Source organism: Ideonella sp. WA131b (assembly GCA_023657425.1).
Taxonomy (GTDB): Bacteria; Pseudomonadota; Gammaproteobacteria; order Burkholderiales; family Burkholderiaceae_C; genus Rubrivivax.
The window spans coordinates 415603-440276 of record JAGTJW010000001.1; the positions used below are offsets into that span (position 1 = coordinate 415603).

19 protein-coding genes and 1 pseudogene are annotated in these 24674 nt (G+C 69.2%); 5 read left to right on the forward strand and 15 right to left on the reverse strand.

Annotation, left to right across the window (positions count from 1 at the left end):
* Positions 1 to 16: 16 nt before the first annotated feature.
* From KA711_02010 to KA711_02020, 3 genes are all read left to right on the forward strand, one after another.
* Positions 17 to 3964, forward strand: a complete 3948-nt coding sequence (locus KA711_02010; GenBank protein ID MCM0607759.1) for a heme utilization protein — start codon at positions 17 to 19, stop codon at positions 3962 to 3964.
* 142 nt (positions 3965 to 4106) lie between these two features.
* Complete coding sequence (locus tag KA711_02015) at positions 4107 to 4931, forward strand: hypothetical protein (GenBank protein MCM0607760.1); 825 nt, start codon at positions 4107 to 4109, stop codon at positions 4929 to 4931.
* Between the two features lie 22 nt (positions 4932 to 4953).
* Positions 4954 to 5832, forward strand: a complete 879-nt coding sequence (locus tag KA711_02020; protein ID MCM0607761.1) for a methyltransferase domain-containing protein — start codon at positions 4954 to 4956, stop codon at positions 5830 to 5832.
* 16 nt (positions 5833 to 5848) lie between these two features.
* Here KA711_02020 and KA711_02025 read toward each other — a convergent pair whose 3' ends face one another.
* The 7 genes and pseudogenes from KA711_02025 to KA711_02055 all read right to left on the reverse strand — a co-directional run bounded on the left by KA711_02025 (position 5849) and on the right by KA711_02055 (position 12703).
* Positions 5849 to 6520, reverse strand: coding sequence for a DUF616 domain-containing protein (locus KA711_02025; protein MCM0607762.1), 672 nt, complete (start codon positions 6518 to 6520; stop codon positions 5849 to 5851).
* A pseudogene (locus KA711_02030) lies at positions 6517 to 8038 on the reverse strand (methyltransferase domain-containing protein). Before KA711_02030 ends, KA711_02025 begins: the two are co-directional and overlap by 4 nt.
* Positions 8039 to 8057: 19 nt before the next feature.
* On the reverse strand, positions 8058 to 8810 hold the full coding sequence (locus KA711_02035; protein MCM0607763.1) for a glycosyltransferase family 2 protein: 753 nt from the start codon (positions 8808 to 8810) through the stop codon (positions 8058 to 8060).
* Between the two features lie 149 nt (positions 8811 to 8959).
* Positions 8960 to 10399 carry a TolC family protein gene (locus tag KA711_02040; protein MCM0607764.1) on the reverse strand — a complete coding sequence of 480 codons (1440 nt, stop codon included), beginning with the start codon at positions 10397 to 10399 and terminating at the stop codon, positions 8960 to 8962.
* A 118-nt stretch (positions 10400 to 10517) separates the two neighbouring features.
* Positions 10518 to 11495: an AEC family transporter gene (locus KA711_02045; GenBank protein MCM0607765.1), complete on the reverse strand. Its 978-nt coding sequence runs from the start codon at positions 11493 to 11495 to the stop codon at positions 10518 to 10520.
* Positions 11496 to 11567: 72 nt separating this feature from the next.
* Entirely contained in the window at positions 11568 to 12275 is a 708-nt protein-coding gene (locus KA711_02050; GenBank protein MCM0607766.1) for a riboflavin synthase subunit alpha, read from the reverse strand.
* Between the two features lie 62 nt (positions 12276 to 12337).
* Positions 12338 to 12703: a hypothetical protein gene (locus tag KA711_02055; protein MCM0607767.1), complete on the reverse strand. Its 366-nt coding sequence runs from the start codon at positions 12701 to 12703 to the stop codon at positions 12338 to 12340.
* Positions 12704 to 13086: 383 nt separating this feature from the next.
* On the opposite strand from KA711_02055, the gene KA711_02060 reads away from it, so the two are divergent.
* Complete coding sequence (locus KA711_02060) at positions 13087 to 14295, forward strand: cytochrome P450 (protein ID MCM0607768.1); 1209 nt, start codon at positions 13087 to 13089, stop codon at positions 14293 to 14295.
* Entirely contained in the window at positions 14288 to 15421 is a 1134-nt protein-coding gene (locus tag KA711_02065) for a DNA alkylation repair protein (protein ID MCM0607769.1), read from the forward strand. The genes KA711_02060 and KA711_02065 overlap by 8 nt, the downstream gene beginning before the upstream one ends.
* Before the next feature lie 483 nt (positions 15422 to 15904).
* Here KA711_02065 and KA711_02070 read toward each other — a convergent pair whose 3' ends face one another.
* The 8 genes from KA711_02070 to KA711_02105 form a co-directional block, all read right to left on the reverse strand.
* Positions 15905 to 17440 carry an AMP-binding protein gene (locus KA711_02070; protein MCM0607770.1) on the reverse strand — a complete coding sequence of 512 codons (1536 nt, stop codon included), beginning with the start codon at positions 17438 to 17440 and terminating at the stop codon, positions 15905 to 15907.
* A 38-nt stretch (positions 17441 to 17478) separates the two neighbouring features.
* Complete coding sequence (locus KA711_02075; GenBank protein ID MCM0607771.1) at positions 17479 to 18222, reverse strand: tyrosine-protein phosphatase; 744 nt, start codon at positions 18220 to 18222, stop codon at positions 17479 to 17481.
* A 6-nt stretch (positions 18223 to 18228) separates the two neighbouring features.
* Positions 18229 to 18513: a BMC domain-containing protein gene (locus tag KA711_02080; protein MCM0607772.1), complete on the reverse strand. Its 285-nt coding sequence runs from the start codon at positions 18511 to 18513 to the stop codon at positions 18229 to 18231.
* Positions 18514 to 18544: 31 nt separating this feature from the next.
* Complete coding sequence (locus KA711_02085; protein MCM0607773.1) at positions 18545 to 21055, reverse strand: pyruvate, phosphate dikinase; 2511 nt, start codon at positions 21053 to 21055, stop codon at positions 18545 to 18547.
* A 38-nt stretch (positions 21056 to 21093) separates the two neighbouring features.
* Entirely contained in the window at positions 21094 to 21663 is a 570-nt protein-coding gene (locus tag KA711_02090; GenBank protein ID MCM0607774.1) for a hypothetical protein, read from the reverse strand.
* Between the two features lie 88 nt (positions 21664 to 21751).
* The gene (locus KA711_02095; protein ID MCM0607775.1) at positions 21752 to 23158 is read right to left on the reverse strand and encodes a hypothetical protein; all 1407 of its coding nucleotides are present in this window, start codon (positions 23156 to 23158) and stop codon (positions 21752 to 21754) included.
* A 26-nt stretch (positions 23159 to 23184) separates the two neighbouring features.
* A complete protein-coding gene (locus KA711_02100; protein MCM0607776.1) occupies positions 23185 to 23598 on the reverse strand; it encodes a hypothetical protein in 414 nt (137 codons plus the stop codon).
* Between the two features lie 84 nt (positions 23599 to 23682).
* On the reverse strand, positions 23683 to 24669 hold the full coding sequence (locus KA711_02105) for an HAD family hydrolase (GenBank protein MCM0607777.1): 987 nt from the start codon (positions 24667 to 24669) through the stop codon (positions 23683 to 23685).
* Positions 24670 to 24674: the final 5 nt, after the last annotated feature.

Consider the following 24674-nt stretch of genomic DNA (forward strand, 5'->3'; position numbering starts at 1 on the left):
CTCCGAGGAATCGCCCATGTCCACCAGCTCCACCATCATCAACGACCTCAGCAGCGCCCAATTGCAGGCCCTGACGTCGGCCACGATCGCCAGCGTCGGCACCAGCGAGTGGGCTGTGCTGACGTCGGGCCAGATCCAGCACCTGACGACGGCGCAGATTTCGTTCATCAGCTCCGCAGGCATCGCGGCTTTGCAGACGGCCACGCTGGCGGCGATGGAGTCGCAAGACCTGCAGGCGCTGACTTCATCGCAGGTCCGCGCCATCACCACGGCCCAGCTGGTGGGCCTGGACTCAGCTGACATCGCGGCCCTGACCTCGTCGCAGTTTGCGGTGTTGAGCACGGGCCAGCTGCGGGCCATCGAAACGGCCGACATCGCCGCCATCGACACGGCCGACCTCGGGGCCTTGGGCTCGGCCCAGTGGCGCGCGTTCACGACGACCCAGATCGATGCACTGACAACCACCCAGCTCAGCGGCATCGTTTCTGCCGACCTCCAGGCCCTGACCTCGGCCCAGCTGCGGGTGCTGTCCACCGGCGATCTCAACGCGCTGACCACCGAGCAGTTCTCCGCGCTCACGACCGGCCAGATCGGCAGCCTGACGACGTCGCAGGTGCAGAACCTGGAGTCAGCCGATATCCAGGCGCTCACGACCGCCCAGGTGCGGGCCCTGACCACCGACCAGGCGGTGGCCCTGGAGTCGGCCGACATCGAGGCGCTCACCTCGGCGCAGTTCGCGGCCATGAGCACGGCGCAGATCCGCAGCATCGACAGCGGCGACATCGCCGCCATCGACACGGCCGACCTGGGCGCGCTCGGCTCGGCACAGATCCGTGCCTTCAGCACCGCCCAGATCGACGCGCTGACCACCACCCAGCTCACCAGCCTGGCCTCGGCGGACCTCCAGGCCCTGACCTCGGCGCAGCTGCGCGTGCTGTCCACCGACGACCTGAACTCGCTGACTACCGAGCAGTTCGCGGCCTTCACTTCGGCCCAGATCGCCAGCCTGACCACCGGCCAGGTGCAGAACCTGGAGTCGGCCGACGTCCAGGCGCTCTCCACCGCCCAGGTGCGGGCGCTCACCACCGAGCAGATCGTCGCTCTCGACTCGGCCGACATCGCCGCGCTGAGCTCGGGCCAGTTCGCCGCACTGTCCACCGCCCAGCTGCGCGCCATCGACTCGGCCGACATCGCCGCCATCGACACCGCCGACCTCGGAGCCCTGAACTCGGCGCAGATCCGTGCCTTCAGCACCGCCCAGATCGACGCGCTGACCACCACCCAGCTCACCAGCCTGGCCTCGGCGGACCTGCAGGCGCTGACCTCGGCGCAGCTGCGTGTGCTGTCCACCGACGACCTGAAGTCGCTGACTACCGAGCAGTTCGCGGCCTTCACCTCGGCCCAGATCGCCAGCCTGACCACCGGCCAGGTGCAGAACCTGGAGTCGGCCGACATCCAGGCGCTCACGACTGCCCAGGTGCGGGCGCTCACCACCGAGCAGATCGTCGCTCTCGACTCGGCCGACATCGCCGCGCTGAGCTCGGGCCAGTTCGCCGCGCTGTCCACCGCCCAGCTGCGCGCCATCGAAACGGCCGACATCGCCGCCATCGACACGGCCGACCTCGGGGCCCTGAACTCGGCGCAGATCCGTGCCTTCAGCACCGCCCAGATCGACGCGCTGACCACCACCCAGCTCACCAGCCTGGCCTCGGCGGACCTGCAGGCGCTGACCTCGGCGCAGCTGCGTGTGCTGTCCACCGACGACCTGAACTCGCTGACTACCGAGCAGTTCGCGGCCTTCACTTCGGCCCAGATCGCCAGCCTGACCACCGGCCAGGTGCAGAACCTGGAGTCGGCCGACATCCAGGCGCTCTCCACCGCCCAGGTGCGGGCGCTCACCACCGAGCAGGTCGCGGCCTTCGACTCGGCCGACATCGCCGCGCTGAGCTCGGGCCAGTTCGCCGCACTGTCCACCGCCCAGCTGCGCGCCATCGACTCGGCCGACATCGCCGCCATCGACACCGCCGACCTCGGAGCCCTGAACTCGGCGCAGATCCGTGCCTTCAGCACCGCCCAGATCGACGCGCTGACCACCACCCAGCTCACCAGCCTGGCCTCGGCCGACCTCCAGGCGCTGACCTCGGCGCAGCTGCGCGTGCTGTCCACCGACGACCTGAACTCGCTCACCACCGATCAGTTCGCGGCCTTCACCTCGGCCCAGATCGCCAGCCTGACCACCGGCCAGGTGCAGAACCTGGAGTCGGCCGACATCCAGGCGCTCTCCACCGCCCAGGTGCGGGCGCTCACCACCGAGCAGATCGTCGCTCTCGACTCCGCCGACATCGCCGCGCTGAGCTCGGGCCAGTTCGCCGCACTGTCCACCGCCCAGCTGCGCGCCATCGACTCGGCCGACATCGCCGCCATCGACACCGCCGACCTCGGAGCCCTGAACTCGGCGCAGATCCGTGCCTTCAGCACCGCCCAGATCGACGCGCTGACCACCACCCAGCTCACCAGCCTGGCCTCGGCGGACCTGCAGGCGCTGACCTCGGCGCAGCTGCGTGTGCTGTCCACCGACGACCTGAACTCGCTCACCACCGACCAGTTCGCGGCCTTCACTTCGGCCCAGATCGCCAGCCTGACCACCGGCCAGGTGCAGAACCTGGAGTCGGCCGACATCCAGGCGCTCTCCACCGCCCAGGTGCGGGCGCTCACCACCGAGCAGGTCGCGGCCTTCGACTCGGCCGACATCGCCGCGCTGAGCTCGGGCCAGTTCGCCGCACTGTCCACCGCCCAGCTGCGCGCCATCGACTCGGCCGACATCGCCGCCATCGACACCGCCGACCTCGGCGCGCTGGGCTCGGCCCAGTGGCGCGCGTTCACCACGGCCCAGATCGACGCGCTGACGACATCGCAGATCGCCGTCATCGCGACCGAAGACCTGGCAGCGCTGAGCACCGCCCAGCTGGTCGGCTTCACCAGCAGCAGCGACATCATGGCCCTGACCACCGACCAGGTGGATTCGCTCACGACGGCGCAGATCGTCGCGCTGTCGACCGCGCAGTTTGCGTGGCTGGAGACGGCCGACATCGCCGCGCTGACCACGGCCCAGGTTCGCGCCCTGACCACGGACCAGATCGTCGCCTTCACGACCGAACAGATCGAGGCGCTGCAGACGCAGGACATCGCGGCCATGACCATGGCGCAGTACGCGGCCTTCGAGACCCAGGACATCCAGGCCATGAGCACGGCCCAGATCAATGCGCTGATGGGGGTCACCCCGATCGTTCTTGACCTCGACGGCAACGGCATCACCACCACCGCGGCGGCCGAGGGCGTGAGCTTCGACCTCGCGGGCAATGGCCAGAAGGCCCAGGTGGGCTGGGTCGGCGGCGGCGACGGTCTGCTGGTGCGCGATCTCAATGGTGATGGGGTCATCAACGACGGCCGCGAGCTGTTCGGCATCGGCACCCAGCTCGCCAATGGGCAGCGGGCCGGGCATGGCTATGACGCGATGGCCGACCTCGACGGCAACAAGGACGGCCGCCTGGATGCCCAGGACGCCGCGTTCTCGCAGCTCAAGGTGTGGAAGGACGTCGACCTCGACGGCCAGACCGATGCCGGGGAGCTGCAGGGCCTGGTCGACCTTGGAATCGTCTCGCTCGACCTGAACTACGCGTTGACGAGCAAGGACAGCAACGGCAACCACGTCGCCATGGTGTCCAGCTACACGACGGCTGACGGTCAGCAGCACCAGATGGCTGACGTGTTGTTCGCCAAACACCCGCCGCCGGCGCCACCGGCACTCGACGAACTGCTGGCCGCACCACCCGACACGCTGTGTGGCGGGCCGCCCGCGCCCGCACCGGCAGCCCCGCCGTCGGCCGGGCAGGCATCCCATGTGGCCTGGGTCAGCCACTCGCGCACTCTTCTGGACGACGACCGCCCGCCGCCGCTGATCTGAGCGTCCACACCCGCCGCCGCTTCCACGCGGTGGCGGGTGCTCGGCGCCGGGCCGGCCCGGAAAGGCGTCTGGCGGAAAACGCGGGGCTGAAGTCGGCCTGTTTCGCCCTTGCGGCGGGCGGCTGCTCGCGTGTAATGCCGCCATGAGCACCGACCGCTCCGTGCCGCTGCTGCGGCTATTCCAGATCGCCTACTCCGAAGCCACGCTGGCCGCAGTGGAGCCCGGCTACGAGGTGCTCGACAACCGCGCCAACGAACGCCCCGACTGGTATGAGTACTGGCCGATCCGCCGCTATCTGCTGACGGAGCCGCTGGACGACACGGCCTTCTACGGCTTCTTCAGCACGAAGTTCGCCGCCAAGACGGGACTCGCCCATGCACAGGTGTGTGAGACGGTGCAGCAGGCCGCAGCGCGCGGTGCCGATGTGGTGCTGTTCTCGCCGCAACCCGACATGGCCGCGTTCTTCCTGAACGTGTTCGAACAGGGCGAGACCTTCGACCACGGCTTCATCGAAGCCTACACCGCGTTTCTCGAGCACATCGGACGGCCCGTGCCGCTGCGCGGCCTGGTGATGGACTCGAGGCAGATCGTGTTCAGCAACTACTTTGCCGCCCGCCCCGCCTTCTGGCGCGAGTGGCTGCGGCTGAACGAAGCCCTGTTCGCCCTCTGCGAAGGGCCGAGCACCCCGCTGCAGCAGGCCCTGACCCGGGCCTCCACCTATCCAGGAGCGGCCCAGCGCAAGGTCTTCCTGCAGGAACGGGCGGCCTCGCTGCTGCTGACGGTGCAAGCGCACTGGCGCACCCACACGGCCAACCCCTACTCCATGGGCTGGTCCATGTCGCGACTGCGTCAGCACCCCATAGAGGCGGTGATGAGCGACGCCTTGAAGATGGCCTGGCGGGATCAGCCCTTCCAGCAATACATCGACGCCTTCTCGACACTGCGCGACCGTGTCATCCAACGTTGAGTGACAGCCCCTGGAGCCTTGAATGGACAAATCACCCGACTGGGACTCCGCCTGGTCCTACGTGGACTTCGAGACTCTGGCACCCCTGGAAGCGGGACTGTTCTCCCGCCTGATCGACTTGGCGGTGCCGCCCGTCGCGGCCGGCACGAGCAAGGCGATCGAGATCGGTTGCTTCCCGGGGCGGTTCATCGAGTACGTCGGGCAGAAGGGCTACGTCATCAGCGGCGTCGATACCTACGGGCGCGTCGGCGAGATCGCCCACTGGGCTGCCCGCCGAGGGCGTGCGGTCGGGGCCTTCTGCCAGGACACGCTGGACGGCTACCTCAGGCAGAACCGCGAGTCCTTCGACATCGTGCTCTCGCTGGGCTTCATCGAGCACTTCAACGACTTCTGCGACGTGCTCTACAGCCACCTGCAGTTGTGTGCGGTCGGCGGTCGGATCGTCGTCGGCGCCCCCAACTTTGCATCGCCCCTGCAACGCGCGCTGCACCGGGTGCTCGACGAGAAGAACATGTCCTCCCACGTGCTGGAGGCCATGTACCCGGCCGTCTGGGCCACCTACCTGTCGGCCCTGGGCGCGCGGGTGGACTTTGCCGGGGCGCTCGGGGGCTTCGGGTTCTGGACCGACACCGTGGTGGACAACCCCCGCGCCCAACTGCTGCAGAAGCTCGTGCCGCAGCTCTCGGGAGCGATGCAGCAGATGTCGCCGCCCTTCAACGAACGCGAGACCAGCTACGTTGCGGCCATCGCCACGAAGACACGGCCCCTGCCCCCGCGCGACGAGGTCGCCGAGCTGTCCCGGCACTGCGTCAGGCTGGCCACGGAGCTTTCGGCGCGTGACCAGCGCCTGGCCAAGCCCTGCGTCGACTTCGTTGCCGACCTCTGCCGCCCACAGTCCTAGGCGAGGGCCCGCCCCTTTAGCGGTGGTGATCCACCATCTTGAAGTAAGGGTTGTCGAAGATGTCGCCGCGCACCGTGGCATGCCGAACCTGGTGCTTCTGCAGCAACCAGGGCAGGCTGAGCTGATCCTGCACCGACCAGCGCGCGCACTCGTAGTACCAGCCCGGCAGGAAGTCAGGGCGATGGCCCAGCAGCGCCTTGGAGTACAGGAAGATGCCGCAGGCGAACAGCCGGTCGTCGACGTAGGCGCCGCTGGCCAGATAGGACGCGACCTGCTCGCGCATCGGCTCGTTCAGGTAGCGGCTGCGCAGGTAGGCGTTGTGACCGTTCACCTGCTCCAGGCAGAAGTCCAGCTCGGCGCGCACGGACCCACGGTGCGGGTGTCGGAACAGGGCGATCTCGTTGTCGCCGAGCTCGCCCAGCATCCACAGGATGGCATCCGGGTGCGCGATGAAGATCGACGAGTCCAACCACAGGTAGTAGTCATAGCCCGGGTCCATCTCGTGGCTGAGCATCTTCGGGATCTTGGCCTGCAGGCGCGGGTGCAGGGCGTTGACGCGCAGCGGGAGGCTGTCTTCGGTGTGGTAGCGCAGTTCGATGGTCGTGCCGACGGGCACACGCTGCGCGTGGTGCTGGAGCCCCAGCGGATCGATCTGCCCGAGGTTGGCGCTCGTCACCAGGATCTTCACTGCGCGTGTTCCAGGGCGTGGTCGGGTGCCGTCGCCGCGGCAGGTGCAAAAGGCTGCAGGTCGTCGGGCAGTCCGCCGAAGTCGGCCCGCATCGTGCGCGCCATCGTCCGCTCCACCAGGGTGGTGGCCACCTTCACGAGTCGCACACGCATGTAGTGCGCCGCGTCCTTGTCACAGGGCTGCAGCCTGCCGTCGAGGTAACCGAGCTCCTGGACCTGGAACCGGGCCTCGAACCAGCCCAGGTACCAGAACCACTCGGCGTAGTAGATCCAGGAGTTCTCGTTGAGCGCGCGCACATGCGTCGGGTCCTGCCAGGCCGTGGTGGCGCGCTCGTAGGGAACCTCGATCTGCAGCTCGCCGCCGGTGCGCAGCAGCGTCAGGCAGTTGCCCATCAGCGTGGGCAGGTCGGGCACGTGCTCCAGCACGTTGTTGGCGAAGATGCAGTCCAGGCTTCCGGGCTGGAGCTCGACGTCACCCGCGAGTTCGCTGCTCAGCCGCAGCGGCCAGGACAGCGGCTGCGCCAGGTCGACGACGGCATCGGGCTGGGCGCTCGCCAGGATGTCGACATTGAACCAGCCGGGCTTGTAGTCCTTGCCCGATCCGATGTGCAGCCGCAACGGGCGCCACGGCCCTGGGGCCCTCCGCGCCGCACGCTCGCCGTGCTCCTGCAGGCCGCTGGCCAGCGCCTGGGCATACTGGTCGAGCACATCGTGCCGGCTGAAGCTCGCCAGCTTCGCCCGGCACTCATCGGCAAAGCCCGGCGCCCCGAAACGGTCAGCGAAGAAGCTGCCGACCTCGTCGGTGGGCACCCAGAACACGCTGTCCTCGAACTGCACGGGCGGCGCCGTCGACGGCGCACGCTCGCTCACCACGGGAGTACCCATCGACAGGCAATGGAATACACGCGCCTGCTCGAAGCGAGCCGTCTCGTAGTAGTGGCAATTGAAGACGACCTTGGCCTGTGCGATGAGGCCGTCCCGCTCAGGCCCGAAGATCAGGCCCCGGGGTGCGGCCACGGTGCGGCCGGCGGCCTCGATCTGCGCGATCAGCCGACGGCGGCGTTCGTTGACGGCGCCGAAAAACAGGATGTCGATGGGCCGCTTCTCCAGCGCCAGGCCTGCGGGCTGCGCCAGGTACGGAGCCTCCGCGAACGAGACGATGGGCACCTTGATGCCGCTCGCCGCGTAGGCGGCCAGGTTCGACGCCTCGTAGTCCACCACCGCCGAGGTGGCGATGAGGTCCAGGTAGGCGGCCGAAACCGGCTTGCCGCCGTCGCCCAGCTGCTCAAGGTTGACGAACACACAGGTGTGCCGTTCGCGAAGCGCCGGGTCGAAACCCAGGTGCGCGCCAAAGACAAAGTTGACGGCGTCATGGCGCAAGCGGATTTTTGCCGATGCTCACCTCGGCGCCCAGGCGCCGGAACTGGTAGCGGAAGAAGCGCGCCTGGTCCAGGAAGCCCAGCGGCGACACGTCGCCCACCGGTTGCACGATGCACAGGTGAACCTCGGGCTGGCGCATGGTGGAGTCGCTCTCTCGTTCAGATCTCATCGGCGAAACGCAACATGTCCTCGGGCAGTTGCAGCCCGAGGCTTTGCATCATCGCGGCGCGCGGCGCGCTCAGGTGGGCGGCCGGGAAGCGGGCGTAGATCGACAGGAAGTCGAGCCAAAACAGCCGGCGGCGGCGGGCCTGCATCGAGGTGGTGGTGTTGGCCGTCTTGTCGATGCTCACCACGTCGACGGCCAGGTGCCGCAGCGACTGCCCCGCCAGCTGGCGCAGCAGGAACTCCCAGTCCTCGTGGCTGCGCAGCCGTTCGTCGAAGCGGCTGCTCAGCCCCGCGCGGCGCATCACGTAGGCGCCCACGGGAATCTGGTTGCACACCAGCAGGTGGTCGGCGGTCAGGGCGGCCAGGTCGTGGTGCACACGCTGCTCGTGCGTGAAGGTGCTGAAGTTGCCGAAGCACAGGCCTTCGTGGGCCGAGGCATGCTGCAGCAGCGCATCGAGGCCACTCGGGTTGAAGAAGTCGTCGTCGTCCAGGAAGGCCACGAAAACCCCTGTGGCGACGTCCAGGCCGAGGTTGCGGCTGGCCGACAGCCCGCGCTGCCGGCCCGCCTTGAACAGGTAGCGCGCTCCGAAGCGGCGTGCCAGTTCAAAGGCCGTGCCCTCGGGGCAGTCGTCGACGACGATGATCTCGTGGTCGGCCCGCGTGGCCGCAGCCACGCTCGCCAGCGCGCGCTCCAGCGTGCCCGGGCGGCGGTAGGTCGGAACGACGATCGACAGGGTCTTGCGCATCGGCAGCAGGGTCTTGGCGTTCGGAGGGCGCCAAGTGCAGTGTGCGGCCCCGCCTGCCCGACGAGCCCCTGAAGAGAGCCCGGTTTACGGACCAGATCGGTGGGCCCTGGCGGCTGTCCGCGCTGGCAGCGCCCGGGCCGGGCCGGCCTTCACTGCAGCCCCTGCTGAACGCCACGGCCGAGCGACAGCATGCTGGCGTTGAACTGCTGGCCTTCCGTCAGCGCGTTGAGATGGCTGATCCGAAGGTTGTAGTGGTCGGCCTCTGCGGCGATGACGTCGAACAGGCTGCGACGACCCAGCTGCTGCCACTGCTGCAGCGTGAAGTTGCGCAGCTGCTCGCTGTCGCGCAGCACGGCACCGACGCGGCGCGCACGGTCGAAGCTTGAGAGCGTCTGCTCGTGCAACTGGGCAACGCGGAAGCGGCGCTGCTCCAGCACCTCCGCGCGCTGCAGCTCCACGGCGCGCGAGCGCTTGCGGGCGGCGTCTGCCGACGGGCGCAGTCCCGGATCCCAAAGCGGCACGCTCAGCCGCAAGCCCAGTGACCAGTTGCCCTGCTTGGAGGTGCCCCCCGAGCCACCGCCGGTGCCCGTGGCCGAGCCGCTGGCCGCCCAGCTGAGTTGCGGCCGGCCGCCCGCCGCGACAGCCTCGGCCAGGCGCTCAGCCGCCTCGGCCTGCGCGGTGAGCGCGGCGATGTCGGCCGAGCGCTCGACGTCGGCCACCTGTTCGTCGAGCGGGCCCACCTGAAGCAGCAGGCCCGACAGGCCCTCGATGCCGCGCAAGCCATTGCCGACGAGCCGCCGCAGGCGCAGCTCGACCTCCCGCGCCTGCGACAGCGCCTGGGCCTGGGCGATCTCGGCCTGCTGCAGGGTCTTGCGGACCTGCACCAGCTCGCTGGCACGGCCCCGGTCGACGCGCACGATGGCATCGAGCGCGTCAACCAGGCAACCCATCTTGCGGACGTACTGTCCATACACGACGACGTGCTGGCTGTAGCGATTGCGCTCCAGGGCCAGCATCACGGTGGTCAGCGCGATCTGTTCGCGCGTGCTCAGGTGGCCCAGCTCGGCCGCCTCGGCCAGACGCTCCCGCCAGTCGACCAGGCGCTCGGTGCGCTGGCCGTCCCAGATGAGCTGGCTCAGATTCAGCGACGCCCGACCTTCGCCGGCTTGGCGGGTGCCCAGGGCGTCAAGGCTGCCGCCGGAGCCCAGGCTGAGGTCCATCGAGGCGCGCAGGCCGCCCGCGGCACGGGCCGCCTCGGTGTCATCCTTCGCCGCCTCGGCCAGCAGCCGCGCCGCTCCGACCTGGTGGCTGCGCTCCAGGGCGGCACGCACCAGCGCCTGCAGGGCGGCGCGGGGGTCGGGCGCGGCCCGGGCTGCCTCGTCGGCGGCCGAGGCCGAGCCTTCGGCCGGGCTTTCGTCGGGGCAGCGCGTCGACGCCACCGCCGGCGCAGCGGGCACGGCGGCGGCCGCGGGCGTCACCGGCAGCGGCCGCGGCCGCGGGGCGCTGCGCTGGGCCCCGGCGGCACCGGCGGCCCACAAGCCCAGGGCCAGCAAGACCCCGGCGAGGACGAGTCGATCGGCGCGGTTCATCGTGGGCGCGGGCGGGCAGAGGCCCAAAGGGCCGACGCGGCAGTCTGCGGCGCCCTGGCGCGAAGCGATCGAACGAAATCGGGCGTGGTGGCGCTGCAGTTCCGAGGAAGCCCCGCCGCTACCGCACTGGGTTCACGCCCAGCAACCAGGCCACCAGCGTGAAGCTGGCGAACGCGAGCACGGTGCTCGTCATGATGATGCGCGCGATGCGGCCGTTGTCGGCACCGAAGCGCTCGGCGAGCAGCGAGACGTTGCTGGCGCTGGGCAAGGCGGCGGCCAGCGTCAGCACCAGAATCTGGAAGCCCGTGACCGGCGCGCCCAGTTGTCGCGCCCCCAACGCGAGCACAGCCACCAGCAGCGGGTGCAGGATCAGCTTCACCAGGGCCACCGGCACGAAATCAATGGCCGGCGTGCGGCGGCTGGCGTGCTGACCGGCGCGGTGCAGCACCGCCCCGATGGTGAACAGCGCCACCGGCGTGGCCGCACCCGCCAGGAGGTCGACCACGGCCTGGGCCGGCGCCGGCAGCCGCCAGCCCAGCAAGCCGAACACAGCGCCCAGCGCGATCGCCCACGGCAGCGGGTTCGACAAGGCACCGCGCAGCGCGCGACCCGCCGCCGCCCGTGCCCCGCCGGGGCCGTCCGGCGAGGCGGCGGAAGCCTGGGCCAGCGCGATGCACAGCGAGCTGACGATGAACAGGTCCACCAGCAGCGTCACGACGATCGGGCCCACGGCCGCCGGCCCCAACAGCGCCACCAGCATCGGCACGCCCATGAAGCCGGTATTGGGAAACACCGCCACCAGCGCACCGAAGGCGGCGTCCTTCAGGCCGACACGCTCGTTCAGGCTCCAGCTCACGACCACGGCCATCAGCAGCAGCGCCGCCGCCAGGTACACCGCCAGCAGCACCGGGTTGAGCATCTCGACCACCGGCGTGCCGGCGCCAAAGCGGAACAGCATGCACGGCAGCGCGAAGTACAGGACAAAGGCGTTGAGCCCGGGGATCGCGCTCTCGGGCAGCACGCGGCGATGCGCAGCCAGGTAGCCGCAGAGCACGAGCGAAAAAAACGGAACGGTGACGGCCAGGATCGCCTGCATCGGGGCGGGATTGTCTCCTCACGGGGGGCCGGCCCCGTGCTGGCGGCACCGGCCGTCCTGCGGCCCAGACTCTCAGCGCGCCGGCGGGCGAGCCAGCTCGTCCAGGCTGAGCCCGCGCTCGGCCAGCAGCGACTCCACCGCGGCGGCCAGCGGCCCCAGGCGCTCGGCCACCGCGTCGCGCACGGTGTCGACGAAGACCTGCGTCGAACGCTCGATCTCGATGTGCACCGCGTCACCCTCGACCTTGGCGGCAAAGGTGGTCATGCGCAGGGTCTCGGGGATCAGCCAGACCTCGAACCAGCCGCTGCCGTCGCGTTCACGGCCGGCCTCGGCCACCGTCAGGCTCGCGCCGTTGACGGCGATGTAGCCCTTGGCGAACACGTAGCGCATCCAGGGCGCCGGCACGGCCAGGCGCAGCACGCGGTTGTTCTCGGGCCGCCGCACCTGCGCCACCGTCGCCATGAAGTCGACGTGGCCCGACAGCGGGTGGCCGCCGATCTCGGCGCCATCGCGCGCGGCGCGTTCGACGTTGAGCACGCTGCCCTCGACCAGCCGGCCCAGCGTCGTGAGCGCCAGGCTCTGCTGCATCACATCGAACATGGCGTGGTCGGCGCGCGGGCGCGCGGTGACCGTGAGGCACACGCCGTCGACGGCGACGCTGGCGCCGATGGCCAGCCCGTCGTCGAACCCGGGCGGCAGGCTCAGCGTGAAGCTGCGCAGGCCGGGGCGGTCTTCGACCTGCCCGACGCGGGCCACGCCTTGGACGATGCCAGTGAACATGGCCGGTGAGCTTACCCCAGCGGCCGGCGCGCACCCGGCAACGGGCCCGGCTGGGGGAGGGATCAGCCCGCGCGCAGCATCACGGCCAGCGCCGCCACGCTCGCCAGCAGCACCGGCGCAAAGGCCACGGGCTCGAGGCGAGGCCGCGACCACCGCGTGGCCAGGATCGGCGGGTCGGCGCCGCCGGAAGCCGCCTGCGGCTGCGGACGCAGCACACCCGCCAGGTGGCGGCGGCCCTGCAAGCCGTATGAGAAGGAGGTCCGCAGGGCAGCCGCCGGCACGGGAACGGGCGCCGGCTTCGCCTCGAGCCGGTCCACCACGAGCTTCAAGGCCGCCTGGGCACGGCGGTGCGGCACGCGCGCCCCGGGCGGCGCCCCGGCGCTGGCCTGCCACGGACGCGGATCGAAGGTCTGGGGCATCGTGTTCATGGCTGAAGATGCTGTCGCACAACGCCGACGAGAGCCCTGACGGAGCTCACGTTTCGGGGGTGATGTTTTCACGAAGCCCCCCTGCTTTGAGGGGGGACTAGGAGCGTGGGCGGCAGAAATCCAGCCCCGCGTTGGGCCGATTTCGGGGCCCAGGCCAGGCGCCGCGCGCAGCCCGGGCTGTACGCCCGGGCCAGCGTGGCAACGCCGCAAGGGCCCCGAAATCGGCCCAACCCGAAGGGCCGGGGCGGCCAAAGCCGCTGGCGGGTGTTGCGCCGCTGGCGCGGGCGTCAAGCCCGCGCTGCGCGACGCGCCTACGCCAGTGGCTTTGGCCGCCCCGGCGCGGGGCTGGATTTCTGCCGCCCACGCTCCTAGCATCGACATGCATGGTTGCCCCGGATCTCGAAGGCTTCACCCTGGCCGATCCGCCGCCGGCCTTTGTTGACGACCCTTACCCCGTCTACGCCCGGCTGCGCGCCTTCAGGCCGGTGCACGCACTGGGGCCCGGGAGCTGGCTCTTGAGCCGCCACGCCGACGTGCTGGCGGCCTACCGCCACCCGGCACTGGGCAGCGACAAGCGCGAGGAGTTCGCGCCGCGCATGGGCGCCGGCACGCCGATCTACGAACACCACACGACGAGCCTGGTGTTCAGCGACCCGCCGCGCCACACGCGTGTGCGGCGGTTGCTGATGGGGGCACTCAACCAGCGCGCCATCGCCCGCATGGAGGCGCCGCTGGTGCAGCTGGTTGGCACGCTGCTCGATCGCGTGGCCGATGAGCCGGCGCCCGACCTCATCGCGCATGTGGCGGCGCAGATCCCGGTGGCGGTGATCGGCAACCTGCTGGCCGTGCCGCTCGCCGATCGGCAGCCGCTGCGCGAGTGGTCACTGGCCATCCTGTCGGCCCTCGAACCCCGGCCCGCAACGGCGGTGCTGGCGCGGGCCAATGCCGCGGTCGAGGAGTTCTGCGCCTACCTTCGCACGCTGGTGGCCGAGCGCCGCCGCCACCCGGGCGACCCGGAGGCCGACGTGCTCACCCGGCTGATCCAGGGCGACGCCGACGGCGAGCTCACCGAGGCCGAGTTGCTGCACAACTGCATCTTCCTGCTCAACGCCGGCCACGAGACCACCACCAACCTCATCGGCAACGGCGTGCACGCACTGCTGGTGCACCGGGCGCAGTGGGAGCGGCTGCGCGCCGAGCCGGCCCTGATCGGCAGCGCCGTGGAGGAGCTGCTGCGCTACGAGAGCCCGCTGCAGCTGAACAACCGCCAGGCGCGCGAAGACGTGGTGCTCGGCGGCGTGGCGATGCCGGCGGGCAGCTTCGTCACCTTGGGCATCGGCGCGGCCAACCGCGACCCGGCGGTGTTCGCCGATCCCGACCGTCTCGACATCGGCCGCGAGCCCAACAAGCACCTGGCATTCGGCCAGGGCGCACACGCCTGCTCGGGCATGAACGTGGCGCGGCTGGAAGCGCGGCTGGCCATCGGCGCGCTGGTGGCGCGCTACCCGCGGCTCGATCTGGCCGGCCCGCCCGAACGAGACCGCCGCGTGCGCTTCCGCGGCTTCCGCCGGCTGCCGGTGCGGCTTGGCTGAGCCCTTCAAGAACCTGCTGAACGCCGGCCTGGTGGCCGGCGCTGCCGCTCACTTCGGGCGCCAGTGGCCGGCCTTCGACACCCGGCACTTCGTGACCCAGGCCACCCGCGGGCTGGAGGCGCTGGAGATGAAGGCCCGCGCGATGCAGATCGCCCGCGCACTGGAGGCCACGCTGCCGCCGCGATTTGCCGAGGCCGCGGCCTTGATCGAGGCCACGCTGGCACCGGCCGAGCCGGGTGACACGATGGCGCAGCTCGACGGCGTGGACCAGGGCCTGCGCGGCTGGATCCTCTGGCCGGTGGGCGAGTTCGTGGCGCGGCGCGGGCTGGCCGAGCCGGCGCGGGCACTGGGCCTGCTGCACGCCCTCACGCAGCGGTTCACGGCGGAGTTCGCGATCCGGCCTTTCCTCGTCGAGCACCCGGCACGGACCTTCGAGACGCTGGCGCGCTGGACCACCGACCCCAGCCACCACGTGCGCCGCCTCGTCAGCGAGGGCAGCCGCCCGCGACTGCCCTGGGGCCTGCAGCTCAAGGCCCTGGTGCGCGACCCGAGCCCGACACTGCCGCTGCTGCGAGCCTTGCAGGACGACACCAGCGAGTATGTGCGCCGCAGCGTGGCCAACCACCTGAACGACATCGCCAAGGACCACCCGGCGCGGGTGGCCGCGTGGCTGAGCGAGCACCTGCCCGGCGCGAGCGCCGAGCGCCGCGCACTGCTGCGCCATGCCAGCCGCACGCTCATCAAGGCCGGCGACGCGGCGGTGCTCGAGGCCTGGGGCCTGGGGCGGCCGTTCCGCGGCGAGGCGGCGCTGTCGATCATGCCGGCGCGCATCGAACTCGGCGCCGCGGTGACGCTGACGCTGCGCTTGCGCTCGACCGCGGCAAGCGCGCAGCGGCTGGCCATCGACTACGGGGTGCACCACGTCAAGGCCGATGGCTCCACCCGTCCCAAGGTGTTCAAGGGCTGGACGCTGGAACTGCCGGCCCGCGGCGTGCTTGTGCTGGAAAAGCGCCACGCCGTGCGGCCGATCACCACGCGCCGCTACTTCGCGGGGCAACACCGGGTGGTGGTGCAGGTGAACGGGCGGGCGGTGGCGGAAGCGGCGTTCGAGCTGCGGGTGCCGTGAGGTGGGGCGTTTGGTGGCTTGCTGTCGGCCACTTGCTGTCGTTGGACGCAAGGGGGCGAGCGACAGCAGACTGCCCAAAGCCGAAGTACAGAGTGCTTCAGTTCCAAACGGGCTGCTGGCGACCAGAATTCGAGCGCGAGTGTCGGCGGCAGTCGATACCTGCCGCTCAATGACTTGGGGAATCGCTGGCTGCCTTCGCAGGAACAGGCTGTTCATGCAGCGCGGGGCAACTGTCGCGGACGGCATCACGATCGCCGGTCAATGACCGGCCCCTTGTTCCGAGAACTGGTGCTGCGCCAGGCAGCGGCCAGTCGGCACCACGCCCTCGACCGACTAGACTGCACTTGCAGCGTCCAATCTTGACGATCAGCAAGCCAGACCCTGGGCCTGCGGCAGGCCACGGTGAATCGTCGAAATCCGAATCTCGATGCGCTCGCTCGTTCTGGATGAGGCGGCCTGCCCAGTCGCTGCCGTTTGCGACACTCAATCCAAGGTCTTGAGGTGACGCCGCAAGATCTTGCCGGTGCTCGTCTTGGGGAGGTCGTCGACGAACTGGAATGCGCGTGGAACCTTGTAGGCGGCCAGGCGTGTCCGGCAATGGGCCTCGAGCTCTCCTGCCGATGGCGACTTGCCCGCCTTCAGTACGACATACGCCTTCGCCAGCTCTCCTTTGGTTGTATCCGGAATGCCGCACACGGCGACCATCGCCACGTCGGGATGCTCAGCGATCACGCGCTCGAGTTCCGCAGGATAGATGTTGAAGCCGGCCGTGATGATCATGTCCTTCAGCCGGTCGACGATGAAAATGAAGCCGTCGTTGTCCATGCGTGCCAGGTCGCCCGTGCGCAGCCAGCCACCGGGCAGCAGCGTCTCAGCGGTCGCCTCGGGTCGGCCAAGGTACTCACGCATCGTCACCGGACCGCGGATCTGCAGTTCGCCGATCTCGCCGGCCGGCAACGCGTGCGGATCTCCCTCGACGGGTGCAATGCGTGCCTCGAGGTGCGGCAGCGCCACGCCAATCGAACCCAGTCGCTTCGGCCCGTGGATGCTGTGCGTCGTGCCCAGCCCGGCCAGTTCGGTCATGCCCCACAACTCGATCAAGGGGCAGTCCAGCGCGGCTTCGACGGCTCGCATCTGCGCTTCGGGCATCGTCTGACCGCCGACGGTGCAGCGTGTCAGCGACGACAGATCGTGATCGGCCAACCCCGCGAAGCCGAGCAGGTACATGTACATCGTGGGCACGCCCTCGAGCATGGTGCAGCGCTCGCGTTCGATGCTGGCCACCATGCGGCCCGCGTCGAACGCCCGGTGCAGCACCAGCGTGCCGCCGGTCAGCAGTGTCGCGTTCATGACGATGTTGCCGTAGACATGCGAGCACGGCAGCGCACTGGCCACTGTGTCCTGCTCGGTGCGCAGATGCATCGTCGCTGTCATTGCGGTGTTCATCAACACGGCGCGGTGGGTCAGCACAGCGCCTTTGGGGTGGCCCGTGGTCCCGGAGGTGTAGGCCACGGCACAGATGTCGTCGAGCGACAGGCCGGCCACGGGCCAGTTGGCTGCAGCGTCGTCTGGCGCGACGGGCTCGGCCATGAAGCTCGCCAGGTCGATCGCGCCATGCGGAGCCTTGCCGCCGAAGGACAGGAAGAGTTCGAGCCTTGTCTGCTCCTTCACGCCCGCGAGGCCTGCGATGCGGTCCGCCGTACCGACGACCACGCGCGCCCCGCAGTCGGCCATCGCAAAGGACGCCTCGTCTGGCGTGAGCATCAGGTTCAGCGGGTTGGCCACCGCGCCGAGCTTCAGGATGGCGTAGTACATGACGACCCACTCCGGCCCGTTGGGCGCGTAGAGCGACACGCGATCACCCTTGCCGATGCCGTGCAAGCGCAGGCGCAGCGCTGCGGCCGACGACTGGGCGTCGATCTCGGCAAAGCTCAGCCGGCGATCATCGAAGACCAGTGCGGTCTTCGTGCCCCAGCGGGCAGCGGACCGGGTGACGATCTCGCCCACCGAGTTGGGCATGGATGCAGTCCGCATGGTTCTCCATTGTCCGGCGGGTGTCACGCCGCCTGGATCAGGTGGCGCTCGAGTTCTCGCACCAGCGGCGCGCCGATGCCGAGGCGACCGGCCCAGGCCCGCGCACCGCCGAAGTCGTCATTCAGGGTGGCCAGCAGTGTTCGGATCGGGCCCTCTTCGACAGCGTAGACCTCGGGCGGCATCGCCGCCAGATGGTCGCGGTAACGCGGCCATGTCCTGAAGCGTTCGATCATGCGGGGCATGGCGGCTGCGCTGCGCAGGTAGTCGGCCACGATCGCATCGTCGGCGACACCCAGCAGGCCCAGCACCACGGCGGCGACCACGCCCGTGCGGTCCTTGCCCGCAGCACAGTGGAACAGGGTCGGGCGACTGGCGGTCTCTGCGATGCGCATGATGGCCTGCGGCAGGGATGCAGAGGTCAGGCAGCGCGCGTACAGGCGGTTCAGCACCTGATCGGGCGGGATGCCGTCTGTCGACGCCATCTCCAGGGGTGCATGGACATAGTCCACCTCGCCCGCCGCCGCCAGTGCACCCCGGCCTTCGCCGGCCACCTCGTCGGCCAGGCGCAGGTCGATCACGGCGCGCAGGCCGATCTGCGTGCGCAGCAGCTGCACGTCCTGCGGCGTCAGCGCTTGCAATGTGTCGCTGCGGAAGAGGCGTCCGGACCGTGTGCGGCGCCCATCAGCCAGCGGCAGCCCGCCGAGGTCGCGGAAATTGAATGCGCCTGCCAGCGGCGACACTTGCTGCGGCACAGCGCTGTCGTCCATGGTCATTCAGCGAACCGGTGGACGCTCCAGCAGATCCTCCACGTCGGCGTGAGGCCGGGCAATGATGTGTGCCGAGCGCACGGTGCCGACCGTCCTGGCGGCAGCGGCCCCGGCATCGACAGCCGCCTTGACGGCACCCACGTCGCCGCGGACGACCACCGTGATGATGCCGCCGCCAGGCTGCTGGACAGTGGTCAGCCGCACGTTCGCGGCCTTGACCATCGCGTCGGCTGCCAGGGTGGCAGCTGTCTTGCCCAGCGTCTCGACGAAGCCGAGGGCTGTTCCCTTCATGTTGTCCATGTCATCGCTCCTTGATTGCCGCTCAGCGCGTGGCTTGGCTTGCAGTCTTGATCGCCAATTGCCCCAGCGCCAGGCGGAATGCCGCCAGCCCCCCGGTCGGCACTGAAAAACTGCGCAGTCCGGCCCGGTACAGATCGTCAACGAGACTCAGTGCCGCGCCATCGCCACACTCCGCACCCAGCCGCAAACCCGGCAGCCCCGCGGTTGCCACCACGGTCTGCCGCAGCGCCTGGCCCAGGTGCGGCCCCAGCGCCGTGCGTGGGTTGTGACCCAGGTAGCCGTCGTTGACGTAGCTTTCGAACACGTCGTCACCGAATGACAGCGCGCTGGGGTAGCCGTAGTGGGTGCGGATGAGTTCCCGCACGTCGATCCACAGCACCGACGCCGCAGGCGCCATGGCCGCGGCTTCGGCAATGGCTGCAGGGCTCTGCAGCACCGCCCCCACCTGGGGGATGCCCAGCGCCGCCGCCGCTGCCCTGAAGGCCTCCAGCTCGCCCCGACCGTTGATGCCGGGGACCAGCGGCGTCAGCTGCGCGTGCCCTGTCTCGCGCGCGGCGTCGGCGATGCCACGCAGCAAGGGCACGTACAAGCCCTTGAGCCCCAGCGGCAGGAACAGCCGCGGCGCCAGCGCAGCCCAGGTACCGATCAGGCGCTGCGCCCGTGGCGATCCGAGGTTGGGCAGCCGCAGGTCGACCGGCGTGCCCGCGGCTTCCAGCAACAGCCGGCGACTGGCTTCATAGCTCAGGCAGGTCAGCCGGTCCTGGGTCGTCTTGCGATCGGGTTGCTGGCCCAGGTCGTTGACAGCATCGATCAGCTGGTCCAGCGTGCCCGCAGCGATCAGCAAGTCCGTCAGGGCGATGACGCCGAAGCCGCTGGGCGCGTGCCGCAGCGCCTTGCCGGCGTCGGGGCCAGTGATGCCACTGGCCCAGAAGCGGGCGCCCGAACACCCGTCAGCCCATGCCAGCAGGCGTTCGATGTGCTCACCCGCGCGCGATGCCGGCTCCAGCGGCAGCAGGCCGCTGTAGACCTTGCCGGTCGCACCGTCCACCGACAGCGGTGCACCCTCCTGCAACAGCACGTCGCCGACGCGGAAGCTGCGCGCCGCCAGATCGATTTCCAGCGCCTCGCAACCCACCACGCAGGGCACGTCCAGCGCCCGCGACACCACGGCCGCATGGCTGAGTGCGCCGCCGCGGGCGGTGACGATGGCCTGCGACGCGAGCATGCCGCGGATGTCCTGCGGGCTGGTGGTCGGCCGCAGCAGCACCACCCGTTCGCCCGCCGCGGCCACGGTGGCGGCGCGGTCGGCGTCCAGCATCGCGATGCCATAGGCATGGCCCGGGGACGCACCGATGCCCTGCACCAGCATGCGCGCCTGCACCAGTGCCGCCGGCTCGAACGCCGGCCGCAGCAGTTTCTTGAACTGCTCGACAGACACCTTCTGCAAGGCCACGGACGGGCCGATCAGGCCCTCGTCCACCAGCTCCGCAGCAATGCGCACTGCCGCTTCAGCCGTGCGCTTGGCGGGCCGCACCTGCAGAAAGCACAGGCGCTCGCCCTCGACGGTGAACTCGATGTCGACGGCGTCTGCGTACATCGCCTCCAGGCGTGCGCCGTGTTCGGCCAGTTCGCGCCGGTGGGCATCGCCCAGGCCACCGGGGGCCGTCAGCGGCATCGGCGTTGCTGTGCCGGCCACCAGGTCCTCGCCCTGGCGGCCGGTCAGGAATTCACCGTACAGCTCGGCGACGCCGGTGTTGGGGTTGCGGGTGAAGGCGACACCCGACCCCGATCGCTCGTCGAAGTTGCCGAACACCATGGCCTGCACGGTGACGGCCGTGCCCAGGTCATCGGCGATCTGGTGGTGGGCCCGGTAGGCGCGTGCCCGCCGGCTGTCCCAGGATTCAAAGACGGCGGCAATCGCCCGCTGCAGTTGCCAGTGCGGATCGGCACGCACGTCGGTGACGCCCTCGTCGGCGATGGCCGCGAGAACGGCATCCTGCATGGCCGCAAACCGCTGGGCGCTGGGGTCGACACGTGCGGCGTCCAGGTGGGCTTGTGCCGCAGCGGCGATCAGGTCGCCGTCGAGTCCGAGCACGATCTCGGCGAACATGCGCCAGAAGCGCACCCAGGTATCGACCGCAAAGGCCGGGTTGCCCGTCTCGCGCGCCAGGGCCGCGGCACCACCGCAGGTGATGCCCAGGTTCAGCACCGTGTCCATCATGCCTGGCATGCTGACCTGGGCGCCCGAGCGCACCGACACCAGCAACGGCACGGCAACATCCCCACCGGCACCGGCAAACCGCCGGCCGGTCTTGGCCTCCAGCGCCGCCAGTGCACGCTCAGTCTGGGCCACCATGTCCGCAGGCAGTGCGCCGCCGGCGCGGAAGGCGCGGTAGCCGTCGGTGCCGATCACGAAAGCAGGTGGCACGGGGATGCCGGCAGCAGCCATGCGCGCCAGGCCAGTGGCCTTGCCACCGAAGCGTGCCGTGTCGTGGCCATCGATGTCTTCGACGGCGTGGACGAATGGTTTCATGGCCTGGCAGATCCCTGGCAGTGCTTCCTCACGGGCACTCACGTCGTGTCCCGCGGTCGGCCCAGCACCGCCAGGATGTCTTCGTGGAACTCGAACCAGATGTTGTGGACGGAGTCGATGGTGGGTTTGCAGACGTACTCACGCTGGCCCTGGTCGACACGCTCCATGCCTTTGTTGAAACGGGCAATGTACTGCGCATAGCGCGGGATGCGGGGCAGCAGCGCGGCCAGGTCACGAGTCAGGCGTTCGGCTGTCTGCAACAGTTTGCGCTCGATGCGTTCGTCGCCGTCGGTCGTCTGCCATTCACTGACCTGCGCAATGAAACGGCTGTTGATGGTCTCGAAGTTCTCGTACCAGTGCTGCACCGCCGGCTCGGTGCGCACGGCGGCATAGGTGTCGCGGTAAGTGGCCAGCACGGCCGAGGTGCCGTCTTCCAGCAGCATGGCGCCGGTCGGCATCAGCAGCACCTGCGCTGCGTCGGCAGCCGCTTCCAGCCGCGTGGCCACCAGGTCTGCAGCCAACCCCGTCACCTCGGCGATGGTGTCGCCGGTGGCCATCTTCTTCAGGTAGATCGCGTTCAGGACTGCGAAGTCGGTGTCGGACAGCATCGTGCCTTCCGGTTGCGTACAGGGAAGATGTTGGCGCCCGCCACACCGGCCGCAGTGGCCGGGGGTGGCAGGCGCCGCGCCGGGTGGATCAGCCCCAGAAGTACTTCGAGCGCCGCCGGTCGGCGTTCTCGCCGAAGGGCAGGTAGCCCTCGCCGGAGAAGATCTTCTGCGGCACCGTGGCCTGGGCGAAACCGCGCTTGGTGATGTCGTAGTAGTAGTTCGACACCCGCTGGTCGATTTCCCAGAAGTTGTAGTCGGTGCAGGCCTTCTCGTAGGTGCCGGCCTTGCGCAGGTGCGGCAGGATCATGTCGATGTAGTACACGTACTGGCCGTTGGTGATCAGCGTGCGGCGCGACTGGCGGGCCAGCTTGGAGTACAGCTTGAACGTGGCCTGCTGGATGCCTTCGAGGCGTTTGCCCAGATCTTTGACCGGCACCTTGTAGACCTCAGACATCGGCGTGTTCCACTTCTCGCGCACGAACACTGCGGCAGCCTCGATCGACGGGATGTAGTTCTTGGGCCGGGTGAAGGTGGTGGAGATGTCGTTGACGCGGATCTCGTCCAGCCCCATGTGCTTGGGGTTGATCTCCAGCACCACGGTGTAGCAATGCGGCACATTTTCGTGGTCGCAGACATCGCTCCACTCGAAGGCTTCCTCGTTGGTGAACAAGTCCCGGATGATCAGGATGTTGCCGTTGGGCAGCGGGTAGGGGCCGGTGTCGCCCAGGCCCAGGCGGCAGTCGTAGTGGTCCAGGAAAGACAGCAACTCGGCAGCGGCATTGAACCGGATCACCATGTCGTGGTCTTCGCTGCCGGCGCTCAGGCGGTCAAGCTGCGAGGTCAGCCGGTCGAGCAGCGGCTTCTCATGAATCTGGCAGCGGTAGGCGTCCTGCGAGTTCAGGATGAAGCCATCCTGCCGCTTGCCCCACAGCACGCGCTGCATGAACTTGAGGATCTCGTTGCTCTCTTCGATGTAGTCGTTGGGCTGGATCACTTCCAGCGCCAGCAGGCCACAGCGGCCCATGCCGAAACCCACCGCGCCAATGCACCAGTCGTGCACGCAGTTGATCTTGGTGCCGATCTCGCTGCGCGCCGACGCGCCGATGTCCATCACGCCCTGCGCGCCGATTTCGTCGGTCGTCATGCGCAGGATCTCGGGCCAGCGGTAGAACTCGTGCATGAAGGCCAGGATCTCGTACTCCTGCCGCGGGATCATGCCCGACACACCTTCTGTGGCGCGCATCACCAGCACGTCCCAGATGTTCCAGGCCAGGTAGTTGTTCAAGTCGTTCAGCTCGGCGATGGTGAACTGGTCGCGCAGCACGTCTGCCTTGCTGACCTTCTGCAGCACATTGCTCTTGGCGCGCTCCTTCATCATGCGGTCGCCGAGGATGCCGTCCGGCACCGGCGGCATGTCCTTGAAGTTGCCGATGTAGAGCAGATCCTGGAACCGCAGCCCGTCGTCGCCAGGCTGGTAGCGTTTCTGGTAGTCCATTTGCTTGTCTCCGGTTGTGTTGTGGGTCAATCCACCAGCAGCACCTGGCCCAGCTCGCCCGTGCAGTCGAGCTGGACCTTCTTGCCATCGAGCGCCTTGATCATGGCGTCGAAGTGCGCCTTGTTGTCGCCGCCGGTCACGTAGCGTGCGTCGCTGCCCTTCAGATAGGTGGTCATCACGCAGGGGATCTGGAACTCGCGCGACAGGATGCCCAGGTGCGACTCGGGTGCACCGGACAAGGTGATCACGCCGCTGCAGCCCATGCTGAGCGCGGGTGCCAGAAAGGTGGTGGTGCCACCCTGGGCCAGCACGATGTGCTCTTTCAACTTGCCGCTCTGGATGAGCGCAATGACGGATTTCGGATCGGGCAAGTATTTGATGGTTCCGATGGGCTTCTTCGGTGTCTCGAAGCTGTTGAAGCCTTCAGCAATCACGGTCATGGTGTGTCTCCTGGCCTTGCGGTCGTTGGGTTGGTAATGGGTCGCCGGCGTTGCCGCGGCGTCAAGGGGAGTGGTTGCCTGCCACTAGACGGCTCCTCCGCTGATGCGCCTTAATGCCGACAGCAGCTCGACCGAGGCGTTCGTGTCGGCACGGACAAGGGGGGGCGCCGCGCTGACCGCAGCAGTGGTGACCTGGGCGCCGAGTCGGGTCTGCAGCTGCCGCTCTCGGCGCTGGTGTGCTGCCTGTGCGATCGGGTCGGACGTCGTGGCGGGGCCGGCGGCTGGCGTCGTGGGTGTTGCAGACCTTGCAGATGGCGCCGGCGTCGCAGGCGTCGCGCAGGCTGTCCCGGGCGTCGTGTTGCAGGCGCAGGCTGCCGGCGCAGCAGCACCATCACGCAGCCAGGCGATCAGTTCCTGCGGCCACAGGGCGACCCGTTCCGCGCCGGCTTCCAGCAGTTGCTGCTCGCCGTGCATGCCCCAGCTGACGCCGATGGCGCGCACACCGACCTCTCGCGCCTCGGCCACATCGCCGACCGTGTCGGTGACCAACACCACGTCCTGTGCGGCCAGCGCGCCGCCCACCGCATCACCGTCCTGGTAGGCGGGTGAGCACATGCGGTGTGCAGCGTAGCGTTGATCACCCAGAAAGCGGCGGATCGACACCGACTTGCGCGGCTCCACGTCGCCCGAGAACACATGCGAGAAACAAGTGGCGATGCCGGCGCCCACCAGGATGCGCCGGATCGCCTCGATGCCATTGCTGGAGACCACGGCCATCGTGCACTGCGGCGCCAGCGCGCGCACCACGTCCACCATGCCCGGGATCACCGCCGGGTTGTAGCGCGTGCGCAGCAGCTCCATGAAGTGCGCCTTGACGGCGCTGGCGCGCGCTGGGTCGGGGCACATCTTCGCCAGGGAATCGAAGAAGTTGCCCTCGAAGGCGCCGAAGAAGGCTTCCCGTGAATCGATGCCCAGCGCAAAGGCCAGGTTGGTCTCAGAGAACAGCTGCCAGGATGCCGCCCGCGTGTCCACGAGGGTGCCATCGAGGTCGAACAGGATTGCACGCGTCACGGCGG

Excerpts from the sequence above, each read along its gene's own strand:
- KA711_02010 (MCM0607759.1), top strand. The coding sequence starts at position 17 with ATGTCCACCAGCTCCACCATCATCAACGACCTCAGCAGCGCCCAATTG.
- KA711_02015 (MCM0607760.1), top strand. The coding sequence starts at position 4,107 with ATGAGCACCGACCGCTCCGTGCCGCTGCTGCGGCTATTCCAGATCGCC.
- KA711_02020 (MCM0607761.1), top strand. The coding sequence starts at position 4,954 with ATGGACAAATCACCCGACTGGGACTCCGCCTGGTCCTACGTGGACTTC.
- KA711_02035 (MCM0607763.1), bottom strand. The coding sequence starts at position 8,810 with ATGCGCAAGACCCTGTCGATCGTCGTTCCGACCTACCGCCGCCCGGGC.
- KA711_02040 (MCM0607764.1), bottom strand. The coding sequence starts at position 10,399 with ATGAACCGCGCCGATCGACTCGTCCTCGCCGGGGTCTTGCTGGCCCTG.
- KA711_02045 (MCM0607765.1), bottom strand. The coding sequence starts at position 11,495 with ATGCAGGCGATCCTGGCCGTCACCGTTCCGTTTTTTTCGCTCGTGCTC.
- KA711_02050 (MCM0607766.1), bottom strand. The coding sequence starts at position 12,275 with ATGTTCACTGGCATCGTCCAAGGCGTGGCCCGCGTCGGGCAGGTCGAA.
- KA711_02055 (MCM0607767.1), bottom strand. The coding sequence starts at position 12,703 with ATGAACACGATGCCCCAGACCTTCGATCCGCGTCCGTGGCAGGCCAGC.
- KA711_02060 (MCM0607768.1), top strand. The coding sequence starts at position 13,087 with ATGGTTGCCCCGGATCTCGAAGGCTTCACCCTGGCCGATCCGCCGCCG.
- KA711_02070 (MCM0607770.1), bottom strand. The coding sequence starts at position 17,440 with ATGCCCAACTCGGTGGGCGAGATCGTCACCCGGTCCGCTGCCCGCTGG.
- KA711_02075 (MCM0607771.1), bottom strand. The coding sequence starts at position 18,222 with ATGGACGACAGCGCTGTGCCGCAGCAAGTGTCGCCGCTGGCAGGCGCA.
- KA711_02080 (MCM0607772.1), bottom strand. The coding sequence starts at position 18,513 with ATGAAGGGAACAGCCCTCGGCTTCGTCGAGACGCTGGGCAAGACAGCT.
- KA711_02085 (MCM0607773.1), bottom strand. The coding sequence starts at position 21,055 with ATGAAACCATTCGTCCACGCCGTCGAAGACATCGATGGCCACGACACG.
- KA711_02090 (MCM0607774.1), bottom strand. The coding sequence starts at position 21,663 with ATGCTGTCCGACACCGACTTCGCAGTCCTGAACGCGATCTACCTGAAG.
- KA711_02095 (MCM0607775.1), bottom strand. The coding sequence starts at position 23,158 with ATGGACTACCAGAAACGCTACCAGCCTGGCGACGACGGGCTGCGGTTC.
- KA711_02100 (MCM0607776.1), bottom strand. The coding sequence starts at position 23,598 with ATGACCGTGATTGCTGAAGGCTTCAACAGCTTCGAGACACCGAAGAAG.